We start from the raw sequence: 17,821 nt of genomic DNA on the forward strand, positions 1-17,821 counted from the left end.
TGGGAGTCTTTTGATAAGAATTGTTAAACTAAAGATAGAAAATACAAAAATAGATTATATTTTATAATTCTTAATAGCTAATTCTCCTTGTATAAAATCAATAAATTGTCTAGCAGTTCTTCCTGATCTGCCATTATGTTTAGTTGCCCATTGTTTGGCTTTAAATTCTAACTCATCTTTGTCTATTTTTAAGTTAATTTGTGAGGCTAAATGATGCACAATTTGTAAATAAGTATCTTGGTTTGCTGGTTGAAAAGTTAAGGTTAAACCAAAGCGATCGCTAAAGGATAATTTTTCTTGTACTGTATCCCAATTATGTATTTCATCAGCATCTTTTGGACGGGGGCGATCGTCAAAATATTCCCTAATTAAATGTCTTCTATTAGAAGTTGCATAAACCACCACATTTTTCGCTTTTGCTGTTACATTTCCCTCCAAAACAACTTTTAATGCTTTAAAAGCATCGTTATCTTCTTCAAAGGATAAATCATCTACAAAAATAATAAATTTCTGTGCTATATTTCTCAATTGATCCACAATCATCGGTAAATTAGATAACTGAGACTTATTAACTTCTATTAGTCTTAATCCCTGACAAGAATATTGATTCAATAAACTTTTAACCAGAGAAGATTTACCCGCTCCTCGACTACCGTATAATAAAATATTCAGTGCCGAATAACCGGATAATAAAATTTCTGTATTCTTAATTAGTGTTTCTTTTTGACTCTCATAACCGACAATTTCGCTTAGAGTTATGGTATCGGCTTGACTAATACCAATTAATTTATTATTGTGCCATTTAAAAGCTTTATATTGGGCAAAAATTCCTGTTCCGTGTTGACGATAATGAGCAGCTAATTCTGGTAAACAATTTTTCCAATGATCTGTTTGATGAAGAAAAGTATTATCTTTATTTTTATACTGTGCAATAAAAGGAGAAAAAGGAAGATTAGCTGCTTCTTTAACCCATTGACTAATAGCTTCTAAGGGAAGATTATATAAAGTATTTAAAATACTTAAATCCTGTTCAGCCGCTTCGATTAAAGGTTGAGGTAAGTTTTCTAAAGAATTATGTTGAACCTGTTGACTAAAAGGATTATCATCAACAAGAATTTTTCTAATAATATAATCTTGCCAACTTATACCTTGAGAGGCGAAACTTTTTACCCAAAGACCATAAGCTTTAAGGCAATCAATATCAATTTGTTCCTGATTTCTAAAATAAATTAAGTCTAATATTTCTAAAAAAGCTTTTCCAATTTCATCCTCTAAAACAGATTGATATAACAGTAAAGAAGCAATTTTTTGGTGAATAAGATGATAATAGTTTAAGTCTTTATCCATGTTTAATCTATTTTATTGCGCAACAGTGAATTTCATAACAGATTATAACCTGCTATGTAGATTCAGATGATCAGGATAGATGGTTCAGTTTTTTGTCAGTGATCGCATAACACTTAACTACTTCTGAAACTGTTATCTTCTATTGCGCAACAGTAAATTTTCTCACAGCTTATAACCTGTTATGTAGAGTCAGATGATAAATATAGATGGTTAATTTTCTAGTCGGCGATCGCAAGGTTAACTTAACTACTTCTTCTATTGCGCAACAGTAAAAGTTAGTTATTTTTGGAACTGTATCTTATGGTTTGCTAGTTAACAAATGTATTCTCGAAGCGCAACAGTAAAAATTAGGTGTGAGAGCAAAAAGCAACTTTAACAACAAAAATGTTTCTAAAGTATTGTAAGATGAGTATAGACTCAGGTTTAGTCACCAGATTGTATCAATGTTGAAAACAGACGAAACCTGGAGCAAGAGAGACTGTAACTGCCTATCATTGACGTTAACTGCATGAATAACCCAACCCTCGACAAAATAAGTTCAGAAACCCACCTCAACAACCTATTACAACAGTGTCAGGCGAGTTCTCCTATCATTGACACTGACTATGTGCATACCCTACGGAAAAATGCTGTTGCTCAAGTCAAAGAATTAACCCTTCCTACGAAAAAGGATGAGGAATGGCGGTTTACGGATCTTTCGGAATTATCTCAGTTGGAATTTTCAGCAGCCAAAACTGAGAAAGTTGCCCAGAATATTATTGATAGTTTCATTTTACCTGAAGCGAAACAAAGTTACATTATTTTTGTCAATGGACAATATGCTTCTGAGTTATCCAATGTCTCTGCACTACCCCAAGATGTTTATGTGGGCAACCTAAGTAATTTATCCGACTTACAAAAAGATAAAATTGTCAACCATTTAGGCAAATCAGAAGGAGAAAAAGACACATTTACGGCCTTAAATACCGCAGGTTTAACCGATGCTGCTGTCATTTGGATTGACAAAAATATTGTTGTTGAAACTCCTATTCTGGTACTATTTCTTGCAGTTAGCACTGATACACCAAGTTTAATCCAACCTCGTACATTAGTCATAGCAGAAACAGGTTCTAGTGCTACATTGGTTGAGTATTATGGAACGGTAACAGAACACTGTTTAGATGTGAAAAAAAACAATCCTTATTTCACTAATTCAGTCACAGAAATTTGCTTAGATAGTAATGCTCAAATCAATCATAATCGTATTCAAAGAGAATTAGGAGATAGCTTCCATATTGGTAGAAGTACCATTACACAAAATCAAGATAGTCACTATACTTGTAACGAGATAAATTTAGGAGCAAAAGTATCGCGTCATAGCCTACAAATTTTGCAAAATGGCAGTCAAACGGAAAGTAATCTCAACGGATTAACTATGATTAGTAACGAGCAGGTTGCTGATACTCATACAGCCGTTTGTTTGAATCATCCTTATGGTGTTACCCATCAATTACATAAGTGTATTCTAGATGGTAATTCCCGGGGAGTATTTAATGGCAAAATATTCGTCCCCAAAGCAGCCCAATTAACCAATGCAACTCAATTAAATCGCAACTTATTACTATCACCCAAAGCGCGAATAAATACCAAGCCAGAACTACAAATAACAGCCGATAATGTGAAATGTTCCCACGGCGCAACCATAAGTCAATTAGAAGCAGATGAACTCTTCTATTTACAAAGTCGAGGCTTAAACGAAACAGATGCCCGCCATCTTTTAATTGATGCTTTTGCTGCTGAAATTATAGAAAAAATTTCCCTAAAATCTCTGCAACAACGCTTAACTCAGTGTGTGGTTTGTCAAACCACAGAAGTATAAACTTAACTGCCAAAGATCACCAATCTTCTAACTTCAATTATGACTGCTATCAAAGAAAAAACCATTGCCTCAAAAGTCCGTAAAGATTTCCCTATTTTGCATCAGGAAATTCACGGTAAACCCTTAGTTTATTTAGACAATGCTGCTACCTCTCAAAAACCAGTAGAGGTACTAGATGCCTTAGAACATTATTATGGAAAAGATAATGCTAATGTTCATCGCGGAGCCCACAGTTTAAGTATTAGGGCAACAGAAGCTTACGAAGGCTCAAGAGATAAGATAGCACAGTTTATTAATGCTGCTTCTCGCCAGGAAGTTATCTTTACCAGAAATGCTACAGAAGCTATCAACTTAGTCGCTTATAGTTGGGGTTTAAATCATCTGCAACCGGGGGATGAAATTATTACTTCAGTGATGGAACATCACAGTAATTTTGTGCCTTGGCAAATGATAGCTAAACAAACAGGGGCAGTAATTAAATATGTACCTTTAACGGATAATGAAGAATTTGATCTAGAGAGGTTTAAATCCTTGTTATCCGAAAAAACAAAATTAGTTACTATTGTTCATGTTTCTAACACATTGGGCTGTATTAACCCTGTTGAAGAAGTAATTAAATTAGCCCATGAAAAGGGAGTAAAAGTATTAATTGACGCTTGTCAAAGTGTTCCCCATCTAGCTATCGATGTACAAGCAATGGATTGCGATTGGTTAGTAGCTAGTGGTCATAAAATGTGTGGTCCTTCTGGGGTTGGTTTTTTGTATGGAAAACAAGCAATTTTGCAAGAAATGCCTCCCTTTTTAGGAGGTGGAGAAATGATTAATGAGGTGTTTTTTGATGGCTTTACCTGCGGAGAATTACCCCATAAATTTGAAGCCGGAACCCCTGCCATTGGAGAAGCGATCGCTTTGGGGGCAGCCGTTGATTATTTAACTGAGATTGGTATGGATAAAATTCATGCTTACGAAGAAGAATTAACCGCTTATTTATTTAGAAAACTAACGGAAATTCCTAACCTACGAATTTACGGACCTCTACCCACCAAAGAAGGCAAAGGAAGGGCAGCGTTAGCCGCATTTAATATCGAAGGAATACACGGCAGTGACTTATCAACCCTTTTAGATCAAGAAGGTGTTGCCATTCGTTCCGGACACCATTGTACTCAACCATTACATCGTTTATTTGATGCGTCGGGAAGTGCAAGAGTGAGTTTATATTTTTATAATACTTATGAAGAGATCGATCAATTTGTCATGGTTTTGAAAGAAACTATTGATTTCTTTAGTAATATCATGGGATAATAGAAACATAGCCTGCGTTTTTGGGGGTGGGATAGTCCCACCTTTTTCATTCTTATAGTTTTGGTAAAAAAGGATACAATTTACTTAAGATACTGTACAGATTTCAGTAAATTTACTGTTTAAAGCAATTCTCATTTTTTTCTCAACAAAATTTAATACTTAATAGTTAAACTGGCTATAGAACTCTTAGTTATTTCTAATCACTGATGTTGAGAATTATGGGTCATTATCTATATAGCATAACTGAGAAAAAATCGGTTAGACAGATTTTTTGGGGTAATCTATTTCGACAACAAATAACTTGTATATTATTAGTAATAGTTGGATTTCTAATAGCTAGTTTTTCGTTGAGTTGGTTGAAACAGTTAAATATAGTACCGAATGGGATTTATTTATATTTACCTGCTATTATTTCCGTCATTTTAACTCAAGTTATTATGAAAATATCCCCTACTCCTCGATTCTGGTCACGGGGATTAATTGTTACTATTTTAATTAGCTTAACCCTACGTTATTTATATTGGCGATCGCTGTCAAGTTTAAATCTATCTAACCCCATAGATGGAATTTTCAGTATTAGTTTATTTTTTCTTGAGTTGGTTGTCATATTTAGTAGTTTGTTGCAATTATATTTAATGTATCATCTTAAAGATCGCAGACGGGAAGCAGACTATTATAGTCAGCAGGTTATTAATAAACAATATTCCCCTTCTGTTGATATTTTAATTCCCACTTATAATGAATCAACATTTATTTTAAAACGAACCATTATCGGCTGCACATTATTAAACCATAAAAAGAAAAAAATTTATGTGTTAGATGATACAAATCGAGACGAAGTTAAACAATTAGCAAAAGAATTAGGATGTTATTATATTAGTCGTTCAGATAATATTCATGCAAAAGCAGGTAATTTGAATAATGCTTTACCTCAAACTAATGGAGAATTAATTGTTGTTTTCGATGCTGATTTTGTTCCAACTACCAACTTTTTAGAACGAACAATCGGCTTTTTTCAGAATCCTAAAATTGGTTTATTACAAACACCTCAAAGCTTTTATAATGCTGATCCTATCTCTAGAAACTTAGGGTTAGAAGATATTTTAAATCCAGAAGAAGAAGTTTTTTATCGTCAACTTCAAATGATGAAAGATGGAGTAGGAAGTGTTATTTGTGCAGGAACTTCTTTTGTGGTTAGACGTAGTTATTTAGAACAGGTTGGAGGGTTTGTTACTGAATCAATAAGTGAAGATTACTTCACAGGAATTCGTTTATCATCCCAAGGTTATGAAATTATTTATTTATCTGAAAAACTAAGTGCCGGTTTAGCAGCAGAAAGTATTTCTGAACACATTTCTCAAAGATTAAGATGGGGTAGAGGAACATTACAAGCTTTTTTTATTAAAGAAAATCCTTTGACTATTCCTAATTTAACATTCAAGCAAAGATTAGCTCATTTAGAAGGAATATTACACTGGTTTAACGGGATTCCTCGTTGTTTATTTTTGATGCTTCCTTTTCTATATTCTATATTTAATATTGTTTTTATTCGGATCACCTCTGATGATTTTATTTACATCTTTTTACCCTGCTATATTACCCATCTGTCTGTATTTCATTGGTTAAGTTTTAAAACAAGGTCGGTTATTTTTTCTGATATTTATAGTCTGATAAGTTGTTTTCCTACGTCTTATAATAGCTTGAAAGTAATATTTAATCCTTTCAACACAAAATTTAGAGTTACTATCAAAGGAATATCTCGCAATCATTACGTTTACAATTTTAAGTTAGCATTACCTTTGATAATATTTTTAATAATTAATTTAATCAGCTTAGTAGTGAGTTTATTTAGTGATCCAAGCAGTGTTATAGATTTGAATATTGGTACTTATTGGAGTTTATACAATACTTTAATTATTTGTGTTGCTTTATTAGCATTTTTAGATAAACCTAAACCAAGTATATATGATAGTTTTCCTCTCAGAAAAAAGGTTAAAATTATTGAACCTAATCAAGTAATTTTCGGTAAAACTTTAGAAATCTCTGAAGAAGAGGCTACTATTTTAGCTTATTCTAAAAACTATGTTGCTGAACAATTTACTTTAAAATTAGATGACCTCAAGATTGATAGTTATATAATAGGCGAAAAAAGAAGTAACAATCAGTACCAACTAAAAATTAAGTTTAAGGAATTAACATTACAACAACATACAAAATTAATTAATATTTTATATAGTCATCCTCAACGCTGGAAAAGTAAAGAACTAAAAACAAGTCCAGGAGAATTTTTATCTTTGACATTAGCTATTGCTGCAATGTTTAAATTCTTAAGAATAATCTTTCTCTCTAAACACAGAAAAACCAGAAAACTTATGAATAATTAGAACTATTTTGCATATTCAAAAATTTAGTTAATTCCGGTTGAAATAGTAGTCTAACGGTTCCAGTAGGTCCATTACGATGCTTGGTTAAAATAATTTCAGCAACCCCTCTATCTGGTGTATCAGGGTTATAATATTCCTCCCGATATAACATCATAATTAAATCTGCATCTTGTTCAATAGCACCGCTTTCTCGTAAATCTGACATCATTGGACGTTTATTATTCCTTGATTCAACAGCACGACTTAACTGAGATAAAGCAATAACTGGTGCTTTAATTTCACGAGCTAACCCCTTTAAAGAACGAGTTATTTTTGATAATTCTTGGACTCTATTTTCACTACCAGCACCCTCCATTAATTGTAAATAATCGATCAAAACCAACCCAAACTCTCCTTTTTTTTCCGCTAATAAACGACGAACCTGGGATCTAATTTGAGTCACAGTAATATTAGCAGCATCATCTATATAAATGGGTAAATTAGATAAAGTACCGATAGCAATACTAATCTTTTCCACATCATTTTGCACAAATCTTCCGGAACGTAAACGGTTACTTTCTATCCCTGCTTCTGCTGCCAATAAACGCATAGAAAGCTGTTCTTTTGACATTTCTAAACTAAACATTGCTACAGGTAAATTATCCTTTTTTGCAATATTTGCAGCCATTCCTAACCCAAAAGCTGTATTATGAACACAGATATCATTAGCAACGAAATTATGAGTTTCCGGAATTGTTAAATCATATACTTGTTGTTCACCCATATATTCAATAGAAATAATTTCATCCCAATAAATATCACTTGTCGCTAGTTGCTGTAATGATAAATTATCTAAAGCTAAAGCTAACTTAAAGAGTCGATTACGGGATAATGCTCGTTTACCAACATGAAGATTACTATAGTTTTTAATTCCTGCTCTTTTCCCTAAACTTGACCAACTTTCATCACCTTTAGCTAAAGCTATTTGTTTCCAAATTTCTATAGGGATAAGATCACAGTTAGTTTGATATCGTTTATTCTTTAAACTTTCTTTAGCTAAATCTATGGCTTTTTCTTTTCCAAATATTCCTATTTCTTCTATAAAACTTTTAATTGATTGAGAGTCAGTAATATCAAGTTGCCAAACTTGTCTAGGATTATTCTTATATTTTACAGAACGTTTTTTCAGATTAGCAATTACAGCAAATCTTAGTAAGAGATGTTGAATTTGACGAGCTAATTTTTCACTAACTGTAGCATAACCTAATTGAACTTGACTACTTGTAAGGACTGAAATCCAACCATCAGTAGCAAATAATCTATTAAGAAATAATGCTAATAGGGAACGCTCTAGTGTGAAAACAATTGATGGAATGGTTTTATGATGAGAATTTTTACCCCATATTCCTAATTCTTGTAACCAAATTGTCAAAGAATTTTTCTCATTATTTCTAATACTAGCTATTCCACAAGGAGCAAGTTCATGAGAATCAACTTTGAGAATTTCACAGAGGTTATTAAAAGTAGTTTCATTAGGAACACAAATTCCTTTTTGCCAATTATATATTGAAGAGATATTAACCTTTAGAATATCAGCTAATTTTTGATTAGATAAATTTCTAATTTTGATTATTTTTTTGAGACAATCTGCAAATTTTTGTCGATTATTCCTGATATAATCTAAATCTCCACTTATATAAAAACTTGAGGTTCTTGTCCCTCGAGAATCATCTTCTCTGATTTTTATTCCTTTAAAATTATCAACAGACTTTATAAAGTCTTTTTGTAATAATGGGTTTTTATTAGTGAATAGTGGAGAAGTTTTTGTTAAACAACCATCCCCTATTAGATAAGCTAATACTTTAACTTGGTAATCAGGAATTTTTGCGGTTCCAAAAATATTGATTTGACGAGGAATTGCAATTTTATCTCCTGGTTTTAGTTGCGAAAGTTTCTGCCATCCCTCAATAGTTAAATAGGGATGTGTTAAAGTAGTTTCAAGATAACGCCCTAGTTTAGTTATGACTCTGAATACTGGTTTTATTCCATCATCAATGAAATTAGAAGGTTCGGTTAAGGCAAATTTAAAGTTATTTTTTAAAGTCAATAATTTAGCCTGACGACTATGATAAATATCTGAAATAGTGGCTAAACTTCCATCCGCTAAAATAATTTCTGAATTAGTAGCTAAACATTTTCCCATCGATGGACGACCAGCTATGATAATTAAATCAGAACGTTGCAGTCCTCCTGTCATAGCATCTAAATCATAAAAACCGCTTTCAATACCAGGTAAAGTAGTTTGTTCATGGAGTTTTTCTAACTCATTAAACGTTTTAATAATAGTATCAGAAATAGGAATTAGTCCCTCTTGAGGACGCTTTTGAGTTAAAGCAAAAATCTTCTTTTCTGACTCATCTAAAACAATTTCTAATTCTTGGCTAGTTTCAAACCCTAAATCAACAATTTCATGACCAGCAGCAATTAATTGACGGCGTAAATATTTATCCATTACTAACGCTGCATAACGGTCAATATTTACAGCAGAAACTGTCCGATCTAACAACTGAGTTAACTTATTTAAGCCCCCAACTTCTTCCAATAAATGATAATCTTCTAAGCTACTTTTAACCGTTAAAAAATCCGTCGGTTGTCCTTGTCCATGTAACCTTAAAGCTGCTTGATAAATTTCTTTATGAGACTGTACATAAAACGCTTCTGGAGAGATTAGATCAACCACCCGTCCCATCGCTTCGGGATCGAGTAAGATTCCACCTAAAATAGATTCTTCCGCTTCAATATTTTGGGGAGGAAGGGTTTGACTAATAACCATAAGCAGTTTAAGAATACAACATCTTAATTTTACTGCAATTTTGCTTTTTTAGGTAACTGTGTACTAAATTGAATTAAAACAACCGGATCAGTTATGCTAAGAAATATAACAATAATTATTTCAATAATGAAAATCGCAATTACTGGCGCAACTGGATTTGTGGGAACTCGCTTAGTCAATAGTTTAAAAGATGAGGATCATCAATTGATAATCTTCACCAGAAATGTTAATCGCGCCCAAAACATTTACCCTAGCGCTAGTTTTCCCAATGTTGAGATTGTTGCCTACAATTCCACAGAATCAGGAGAGTGGCAAGACAAAATTTCAGGGTGTGATGCTGTGGTTAATTTAGCAGGAGAACCCATCGCCGAAAGATGGAGTCCTGAACATAAAAAAGCTATACTAGAAAGTCGTCAGTTAGGAACCAGAAAAATTGTCGAAGCGATTACTAAAGCAAAGGACAAACCTTCCGTCTTAATCAATCCTTCTGCTATTGGTTATTATGGTACCAGCGATACCAAAACCTTTGATGAAAATAGCCCCCCTGGTGATGATTTTTTAGCCGAAGTTTGTCAAGCTTGGGAAACTGAAGCACAAGAAGTAAAAAAAGTCAATGTTCGTTTAGTTATTTTGCGAGTCGGTATTGTTTTGGGCAAAGGTGGTGCTTTAGCTAAGATGATTCCGCCCTTTAAACTATTCGCAGGGGGACCGATTGGCAGTGGTCGTCAGTGGTTTTCTTGGATTCATATTGATGATTTAGTACAGTTAATTAAAGAGTCTTTAAAACGTTCAGGCATCGTAGGAACTTTTAACGCAACTGCACCCAATCCTGTGCGGATGAAAGAGTTATGTGAAGCACTAGGAGAAACTATGAATAGACCTTCCTGGTTACCTGTACCAGATTTTGCCTTAGAAGTGCTTTTAGGAGAAGGTTCAAAAGTTGTTTTGGAAGGTCAACAAGTTCTACCCAAAGAAACACTAGAATTAGGCTTTCAATACCAATATTCTACTATTAAAGCTGCTTTAAAAAATATTGTTCCTAATGTTTAGATTATTATAGGTTTCGGTAGATTACATTCACTCCCTTTTGGAAATTACGGTTTTTAAGATCATATTGATAATTTATGGCTAAAGACTTATTTCATCAAACAGTTAAACAAGCATTAATCAAAGAAGGATAGACAATTACCCAAGATCCCTTAACCATTCGGATTGATCGTGTTAGACTAGAGATTGATTTAGGGGCTGAAAAAGTTTTTGCTGCTGAGAAAGACGGACGAAAAATAGCAGTTGAAATCAAAGGCTTTATTAATCCTTCTAATGTCAACGATTTTCACAATGCTTTAGGTCAATTTCTGAGTTATCGTCTCGCTTTACAAATGACTGAACCTCAAAGAGTCCTTTATTTAGCTGTACCTATTGACGTTTTTAATACCTTTTTTTAAGAACGTTTTACTCAAACTGCTATGCGAGAATATGCGCTTAAAATCATGGCTTATAATCCTAATCAGGAGGAAATTGTTCAATGGAAAAACTAGAACACTATCGCCAAATTGTCCAAGGATTATTAACATACCACTCAACTAACAATGATCCTAATATCGAATGTCAACTTCTCTTTGATAAGGAACACGATCATTATCAACTTCTTGATCTAGGATGGCAAGGATTAACCCGTGTTTATGCTGTTTACATTCATATTGATATTAAAGGCGAAAAAATCTGGATTCAACATAATATGACTGAATATGATCTCGGTCAAGAGTTAGTGGAAAAAGGTGTTCCTGCCGATGATATTATCTTAGGGTTACATCCTCCTTATAAACGTCCTTATACCAATTATGGTGTGGCTTAATCAGTGAACAGTCATCACTATGCTTATTATTTTTGAAAACAATTAAGGATAAACTTTGCTAGTAGAGGATTAATGCAATAAACCCCCTACTAACTAAACACTAATTTTGAGGATTTCTAGCTTTTTTAACCATATCAATTAGGGTGTGATGAGCATCTTCTGAGTCTTTTAAAACGTGGTCAAATTTGACACGAATAGGTTTATTTTCACCTTTAACTTTTACAGATAAATTCATTCCTTCAGGGTCAATAGACTCCATGATAGCTGTTTCTGTTTCTGGAACATTTCCGAATATCTTAGCGTATAAAACAATGGCATTACTATGATCGTCATTCATGTGTTTACAAATGCGATCGCTGACAGCAGGAGTAATAGGATCAGACATAATTTATTTTGGAAAACATTGATAACAAAATTTAATAATATCAGATAACTGCTCTGTTTGTTGTGGATAGTTTATGCTTGGTCTTTTAATAATAATTAAAGGTATTCCTAATTCCTGAGCAACTTCTATTTTTATATTTTCACCTCCTTGTTTTCCAGATGCTTTAGTGACCACTAAGTTAATGCCCCATTGTTGCCATAATTCCCTTTCTAACTCTAAACTAATGGGAGGACGTAAAGCAATGATTTGACTAGCTGGAAATCCTGCTTTTAAGGCCATCTCTAAAGAATTCAAGCTAGGGAGAATACGAGTATATAAAGTTGCTTGTTGATGCCATGGTTCAAACTGATATAAATTTTTACATCCAATGGTTAATAAAACTCGTTTACTTTGTAAATAATTACCCGTAGTTAAATCCTCAAAACTATCTAGATAAATAGCATAGGAATTATTAGTTAAGTTAGGTCTTTCATAACGTAAATAAGGAATCCCTTCCTGCCTAGCAATCTGCATCGCTTGTCGAGAAATATTGATAGCAAAAGGATGAGAAGCATCAATAATTCCTTGAATAGTTTCTCTGTAACATAATTTTTTAATTCCTACTATATCTAATTTATCTGTTTGAATACTAATCAACAAGTTAGTCGGATAAAGATTAGTTGCAGTGGAAGTGGTTACAGTGACCAAACAAGGAAAAGAATGTTCCCTAATAGTTTGAGCGATGGTAACACTGTCTCCCGTTCCACCGATTAACCAAAGTTTACCAACTTTTTCCATTTGATTATTATTATCTTCTTCCTTTTAAAGCCTTGGTAAAGTTTTGGCGATAGGAAGTATTAACCACTAATAACACAGGCCAAAGTAATGACAGCATTAATTTATTCCCTAACTGACGGTTAAAATTTGTACGATTGTAACCTGAAATAAATTTCCAGATTCCTAGTAAATAAAATCCCAAGACAATGATAGCAATAATGTTAGTCATGTTAACCTTTTTGATATTCGTTCTCATGGTTGTTATTCAATTCTAACTCATTCTGAGTTCTAATTTAGGACTTGAAGACTTCCTTAAGGTAACCATTGAGGTTTAAAGCCAAAAATGAGTTCTTGTGGTTGAATCTTTAAAGATTTATTTTCTTCTTTTAAGTCGGGTAAAGACAGTAACCAAACTTGTCCATCGGCGATCGCTTGTTTTTCCGTTGTCAGCAAATCTGTAGAAGACTGAGGAGAAGTAGTCACAACTTGATCGAATAATAAAGCAACCCCATCAGGGGACATACTTAACATAACATTTTCAGAGTTGGGTAGGGCTAATAAGGGAAAATCTGTTCCCTGCTTGAGATCGACGACTGATAAAAAAGGTTCTTGCCGATATTGTCCATTTTCTCCTTCTACGAGATCAGTTTTTAAACAGTAAAGAAGTTGTTCGTCTCTGGGTTCAAATTCACATTCAAGAATAGGATAGGGACTACGAAATAGTTCTTTATTTTCTCCATTTTGACTAACAACAACTAAAGAACGAGTGTAGTCAACATTATCTTTAACCAGCACAAGTTTTTCTCCATTGCTAGAAAAACCAAGGGGTCTTTCATAATTTTCAAAAATGCGAGAGTTGCTACCATCTCCTCCCAGAGAAATCATGCGTATTCCTCCTTGTTGACTAACAGCTAAGCTTTTTCCATCAGGAGAAATCACAAATTCAGAACCAGGAATACCTAAAGATATAATTTGATTATTCTCTTTAATTAACCATAAACTCTGATCATTTTTATTTCTTTGGTTAACTCTTTGGACAACAATAACTTTACCATTTTTTGAGAGAGCAAAATTGGTATTTTGATACTCTTGAGAATCAAGGATACGTCTTAGTCTTCCTGCGCGCTGGGAGGGGGTTTTCGAAGGATCAACGTTAAATCCGGTGGTTACTGTATATAGTTCTTGTCTTGCTAAACCGTTCCTACGGATATTGGGTTCAAAGGCACTAAAAATAATCTTTTCACTATTAGGATAAATCTTGTAGTTAGTAACAATTAAATCTGGGGGGGTAAGAATGGTTTTTTGAGGTTGATTAATATTAGTAATATTGTATAAAATTAAACGACCTTTCTCTTCTCCTTCAATACCAATATAGGCTAAAACTCTGTCACGGGTACTAAATAAACTAACAAAAGATTTAATCTTTTCATCTTTATAACTTAGTTGAACATTATCTAATTTTATTTGATAATTGGTTCCATAAATTGGGGGATTGTTTAAAGTATAAATTAGGCTTCTTCCTTGCCAAGAAATTCTCCCATCTAGAGGTGGTGTAATAATCAAATTTTTTTCAACACTCTTAGTATTAACTGAGCGATTAAAGCTTAGGGTAAATGTCTTATCTTTAACCCCTACTTTTTTACCTTCCCAACTAAAATATTGGACTTGAAAAGGAACTTTATCTCCCATAGCTAATAAGGTTAATATAGCCACCATTAGCAATAAAATACAACCCATAACTATCCAATCAAATTGACGGAAATTTTTCAACCAATCTTTAATTTTTAGGTTTTTTTTAAGTAAGTTAACCATAGTTGTCTCAATTAATCTTCTAATAACTCAATAATACCTTGTTGTCCATCAATTTTTACCCGTTGGCCTTCTTGAAAGATTTCTGTAGCATGATCAATATTCATAACGGCTGGAATGCCATATTCTCGGGCAATAATTGCCCCGTGAGATAAAGCTCCACCTACTTCCGCTATGATACCACCTGCATTAGCGATTAAAGGACCCCAACCTGAGTCAGTATAAGGAATAACCAGAATAGTATCATTAGTAATACCCACTACTTGTTGAAGGTTATGGCAAATTTTTATGTATCCTTCTACCTCTCCACAACTTGCTCCAATTCCTTGTATTTTTCCAGAGTTTTTCTCTAATTTTTTGTTATGATTTTCTGGTATTTTGGTAATATTTCCGTAAAGTACGTAAGGAATATTTTTCAAATTTTTATTAATACTAAACTCTTCTTTTCTTTCCTTGATTTTTTCCTGTATTTGTGCTGAGCTATATTCATATTCTTCTTTAATTATTGAGTCAATTTCAGAGTATGTTAACTGGAAAATATCTTGAGATTCTTTAATAATATTTTTTGCAGCTAAATCTTTAGCTAGTTCTAAGAAGTGCCACCGTAACTGAGCTAAAAGTTGAGAGTAAATCTCTGTTACTTTTCCTTTTAAATTTAATTTTTTTTGTACTTGTTTTACTTGCCAATTTTTTTTATTTTTCTGGGCTTTATTTTTATTCTTATTCTTATTCTGATTAATAATTAACTGAGTAAATAATGTTTTGACGAGGTTAGGATTATCTTGCCAACAAGGAATAGAAATATCAGTTGCCACATCACTTAAATAACCATACTTTTCTATAATTAGGTCAAATTGTTGGATAATTTTTTCTCCTTCATTACTTTTTTCTAATAGCAAGAATAAATCATCACTCTGCTCAAGATTATCTGGATGAATCAACAAAATTGTTTCTTCTGCTAACTTTTCTAATGCTTGTAAAGCAGCAATTTCTGGAGTTACACTATTATTGAGGTTTTCGGGAGAAACCTTCAATAAAGATTGTCTAATTGCTAAACTTAAAGGAGCTAAAATGCTATAGTAAGTTGCAGATTTTAAGGAAAATAAAATATCCTCAATATTCTGGAGTAATTCTGTAGATGAAAGTTGATTTATTTCTTGATGAGCTAATTTTTTTAAAAGAGTTTTAAACCACTTTTGATTATCTTTGGAAAAGTCATCTTCTAAAGTCCATTCTCTTTTAGCTAAGCGTAACAAACCAGGTATATTACTGATAGTAGAAATCAAAGAAGGTTTAGTCATTTTACTTCCTCTAGTCAGAAATTCTAAACTTTCTGGAGGAAGTCCCATGCGTTGGAAAATTTGACCCAATAATGTCGCATTGAAATAAGCTTGTTGAAAGTGTAATCTAGCAGTTTCATCGAAGTCTAAATCTTTCGCTTTATCTTTTAAAACGAGAGAAAAAATGTCACCCCATACACCACAAGTTAAAGGTTTATTAATCGACCAGGTTAAAGGCGATATTACCCCAGGAATCACCTCTGCTGCAATTTTTCTTGTCCAAATAGGTTGTAAATTAGTAATTGTTCTTGTTTGTAAGATCCATAAAGTTTCTCCATCATAACTCCATTCTATATCTTGAGGAATGCCATGATAAATGCTTTCAATATCTCTAGCTAACATGGCAACTTTTTCTATGATAAAATCGGGAACATTTTGAGACTTCACTTCTTCTCGATTACGAATTTTAATAGCATCATTTTCCAAATTTTCATAAACTTCAACTTGATATTGTTCAGGGGTAATTTTACCCGAAACAATTTGATTAGCGTTCCCTGGTAAAGTCTCAATAACAACACAGTTATTCAGAGGATTAACCGGGTCTCGACTAAAAGCAACTCCCGAAAAAGTTCCTTTAACTTGCTTTTGAATTAATAAAGCAATTCCTTGCTCATTTTGTCCTTTATCTCGACGATATTTAACCGCATGAGGATGATTATAAGCGGCAAGACAATCCAATATAGCTGCCGATAATTCCTGTTCATTGCTAATATTTAAAAGAGTCAAATATTGTCCTGCCGCCGAAGCTGTTTCTGTATCTTCCCCTAACGCCGAAGAACGAACAACAAAAGTATTTTCTAAACTGGGATCGAGATAATCTAAAATTATTTGTGGATCATCTCCAGGCAGTAAAATCCAGCCATTGGGAACAGCATAACCTAGACCTCTTAAATAAGCCAAATTAGCTGCTTTATTACCCACTTTATTGCCATCTAATTTATCATTTAAAGATAAAAGAGATTTTTCACCTCGAAAAAATTTAAACATAGTTTTAGAAGAAGATTTAACACCGCTTTCAGGTAAAGATAGATCATCAGGAACTTGCTTAAAAATCCAAGCCATTAACCCCGACAAACTCCAAGCCAAGACAACATAAATTAGATCATGGGGATTTCTAACTGTTAAAATAAAAGCTAATAAAAATAAAGCCAATAAACGCCCCGTTACCCTATCTCGAAAAATCGTAAAACTACTCAAGCTAATAAGTGTAGTTAAAAAAGTTGCTGCCCAATCATGAACCATAATACCCCAAAACAAATTAGTGGTTCCGGCACCTTTACCCATCCAATATCTACCGATAATTAAAGCTATTAATGCCATCAGTTCCCACCACATTTCACCAGGGAAAAAATAACGGGCTAATAAAACTGTAAAAACACCCTTTCCTGCTTCTGATAAAACAGCTAAAATACCAACAAAAGTACCCCCATGATAAAAAGCTGCCGAAACAGAAACATTCCCCGTTCCCATCTCAGATAATTTTTGGCCTTTAAAAACATAAGTTAGCCAATCAATTAAAGGAAGTCCACCTAGCAAAGGACAAAAACAAAAAATAATTAAAGAACCGATAATAGCTGTCATAAGAAAAATATATCAGGGAAAAAAGCAGATATGTTCAGTTCTTTGATCATAATCATTATTTTCTCAGCCCAAGAGCAATTTATCTTAGTTTAAGATTTTTCTTTTTCAATGTCCGCCAAGTAGATGAAGACTGACGGGGAGACGGTTTACTAATTTGTTGCTTAACTTTATGATATGCCGTTTAAATGCACAACAACTTGCCCAAACTCCCTATTTAATCAACCTTTCAACCAAAACCATTCTCAATCATTATTCACCAAAACCACACCCCTTGGAAAATTCGTGCTACTCTGTAAAAGTTTAAGAAATGTAAAACAAAGTTCTGTGAGGAGTCAAAGCTGGAAAACCTATCAACTGGCAATTCCAAAGGTTTAAATAACTTAATTAAGACA

Annotated in this window: 12 protein-coding genes and 1 pseudogene; 6 read left to right on the forward strand and 7 right to left on the reverse strand. The window is 33.3% G+C overall.

Annotation, left to right across the window (positions count from 1 at the left end; translation table 11 throughout):
* Positions 1-54: 54 nt before the first annotated feature.
* Positions 55-1,347: an ATP-binding protein gene (locus tag QNJ66_RS03200; RefSeq protein ID WP_300502976.1), complete on the reverse strand. Its 1,293-nt coding sequence runs from the start codon at positions 1,345-1,347 to the stop codon at positions 55-57.
* Positions 1,348-1,855: 508 nt separating this feature from the next.
* On the opposite strand from QNJ66_RS03200, the gene sufD reads away from it, so the two are divergent.
* The 3 genes from sufD (at position 1,856) to QNJ66_RS03215 (ending at position 6,891) form a co-directional block, all read left to right on the forward strand.
* Positions 1,856-3,205 carry a Fe-S cluster assembly protein SufD gene (gene sufD, locus QNJ66_RS03205; protein ID WP_300502977.1) on the forward strand — a complete coding sequence of 450 codons (1,350 nt, stop codon included), beginning with the start codon at positions 1,856-1,858 and terminating at the stop codon, positions 3,203-3,205.
* A 39-nt stretch (positions 3,206-3,244) separates the two neighbouring features.
* Entirely contained in the window at positions 3,245-4,507 is a 1,263-nt protein-coding gene (locus QNJ66_RS03210) for a SufS family cysteine desulfurase (protein ID WP_300502979.1), read from the forward strand.
* Positions 4,508-4,725: 218 nt separating this feature from the next.
* On the forward strand, positions 4,726-6,891 hold the full coding sequence (locus QNJ66_RS03215) for a glycosyltransferase (RefSeq protein ID WP_300502981.1): 2,166 nt from the start codon (positions 4,726-4,728) through the stop codon (positions 6,889-6,891).
* Here QNJ66_RS03215 and dnaB read toward each other — a convergent pair.
* On the reverse strand, positions 6,878-9,703 hold the full coding sequence (gene dnaB / locus QNJ66_RS03220; RefSeq protein WP_300502983.1) for a replicative DNA helicase: 2,826 nt from the start codon (positions 9,701-9,703) through the stop codon (positions 6,878-6,880). The two genes, QNJ66_RS03215 and dnaB, sit on opposite strands and share 14 nt — an antisense overlap.
* A 126-nt stretch (positions 9,704-9,829) precedes the next feature.
* On the opposite strand from dnaB, the gene QNJ66_RS03225 reads away from it, so the two are divergent.
* The 3 genes and pseudogenes from QNJ66_RS03225 to QNJ66_RS03235 all read left to right on the forward strand — a co-directional run bounded on the left by QNJ66_RS03225 (position 9,830) and on the right by QNJ66_RS03235 (position 11,558).
* Positions 9,830-10,753, forward strand: coding sequence for a TIGR01777 family oxidoreductase (locus QNJ66_RS03225; RefSeq protein ID WP_300502985.1), 924 nt, complete (start codon positions 9,830-9,832; stop codon positions 10,751-10,753).
* 134 nt (positions 10,754-10,887) lie between these two features.
* Positions 10,888-11,241, forward strand: a pseudogene (locus QNJ66_RS03230) (element excision factor XisH family protein).
* On the forward strand, positions 11,229-11,558 hold the full coding sequence (locus QNJ66_RS03235; protein WP_300502987.1) for a XisI protein: 330 nt from the start codon (positions 11,229-11,231) through the stop codon (positions 11,556-11,558). The pseudogene QNJ66_RS03230 and the gene QNJ66_RS03235 overlap by 13 nt, the downstream one beginning before the upstream one ends.
* A 100-nt stretch (positions 11,559-11,658) precedes the next feature.
* Here QNJ66_RS03235 and QNJ66_RS03240 read toward each other — a convergent pair whose 3' ends face one another.
* The 5 genes from QNJ66_RS03240 to QNJ66_RS03260 form a co-directional block, all read right to left on the reverse strand.
* Positions 11,659-11,943 (reverse strand): DUF2470 domain-containing protein, encoded by a 285-nt coding sequence (locus QNJ66_RS03240; protein ID WP_300502989.1) that lies wholly within the window; start codon positions 11,941-11,943, stop codon positions 11,659-11,661.
* Between the two features lie 3 nt (positions 11,944-11,946).
* Positions 11,947-12,720: a cobalt-precorrin-6A reductase gene (locus QNJ66_RS03245; protein ID WP_300502991.1), complete on the reverse strand. Its 774-nt coding sequence runs from the start codon at positions 12,718-12,720 to the stop codon at positions 11,947-11,949.
* 10 nt (positions 12,721-12,730) lie between these two features.
* Positions 12,731-12,928, reverse strand: a complete 198-nt coding sequence (locus tag QNJ66_RS03250) for a hypothetical protein (RefSeq protein WP_300502993.1) — start codon at positions 12,926-12,928, stop codon at positions 12,731-12,733.
* Positions 12,929-13,011: 83 nt separating this feature from the next.
* On the reverse strand, positions 13,012-14,511 hold the full coding sequence (locus tag QNJ66_RS03255) for a hypothetical protein (RefSeq protein WP_300502995.1): 1,500 nt from the start codon (positions 14,509-14,511) through the stop codon (positions 13,012-13,014).
* Between the two features lie 11 nt (positions 14,512-14,522).
* Positions 14,523-17,429, reverse strand: a complete 2,907-nt coding sequence (locus QNJ66_RS03260; protein WP_300502997.1) for a glycerol-3-phosphate acyltransferase — start codon at positions 17,427-17,429, stop codon at positions 14,523-14,525.
* Between the last annotated feature and the right edge of the window lie 392 nt (positions 17,430-17,821).

Origin of the sequence: Crocosphaera sp. (assembly GCF_030064895.1) — a bacterium.
GTDB lineage: Bacteria > Cyanobacteriota > Cyanobacteriia > Cyanobacteriales > Microcystaceae > Crocosphaera.

Excerpts from the sequence above, each read along its gene's own strand:
- QNJ66_RS03200 (WP_300502976.1), bottom strand. The coding sequence starts at position 1,347 with ATGGATAAAGACTTAAACTATTATCATCTTATTCACCAAAAAATTGCT.
- sufD (WP_300502977.1), top strand. The coding sequence starts at position 1,856 with ATGAATAACCCAACCCTCGACAAAATAAGTTCAGAAACCCACCTCAAC.
- QNJ66_RS03210 (WP_300502979.1), top strand. The coding sequence starts at position 3,245 with ATGACTGCTATCAAAGAAAAAACCATTGCCTCAAAAGTCCGTAAAGAT.
- QNJ66_RS03215 (WP_300502981.1), top strand. The coding sequence starts at position 4,726 with ATGGGTCATTATCTATATAGCATAACTGAGAAAAAATCGGTTAGACAG.
- dnaB (WP_300502983.1), bottom strand. The coding sequence starts at position 9,703 with ATGGTTATTAGTCAAACCCTTCCTCCCCAAAATATTGAAGCGGAAGAA.
- QNJ66_RS03225 (WP_300502985.1), top strand. The coding sequence starts at position 9,830 with ATGAAAATCGCAATTACTGGCGCAACTGGATTTGTGGGAACTCGCTTA.
- QNJ66_RS03235 (WP_300502987.1), top strand. The coding sequence starts at position 11,229 with ATGGAAAAACTAGAACACTATCGCCAAATTGTCCAAGGATTATTAACA.
- QNJ66_RS03240 (WP_300502989.1), bottom strand. The coding sequence starts at position 11,943 with ATGTCTGATCCTATTACTCCTGCTGTCAGCGATCGCATTTGTAAACAC.
- QNJ66_RS03245 (WP_300502991.1), bottom strand. The coding sequence starts at position 12,720 with ATGGAAAAAGTTGGTAAACTTTGGTTAATCGGTGGAACGGGAGACAGT.
- QNJ66_RS03250 (WP_300502993.1), bottom strand. The coding sequence starts at position 12,928 with ATGACTAACATTATTGCTATCATTGTCTTGGGATTTTATTTACTAGGA.
- QNJ66_RS03255 (WP_300502995.1), bottom strand. The coding sequence starts at position 14,511 with ATGGTTAACTTACTTAAAAAAAACCTAAAAATTAAAGATTGGTTGAAA.
- QNJ66_RS03260 (WP_300502997.1), bottom strand. The coding sequence starts at position 17,429 with ATGACAGCTATTATCGGTTCTTTAATTATTTTTTGTTTTTGTCCTTTG.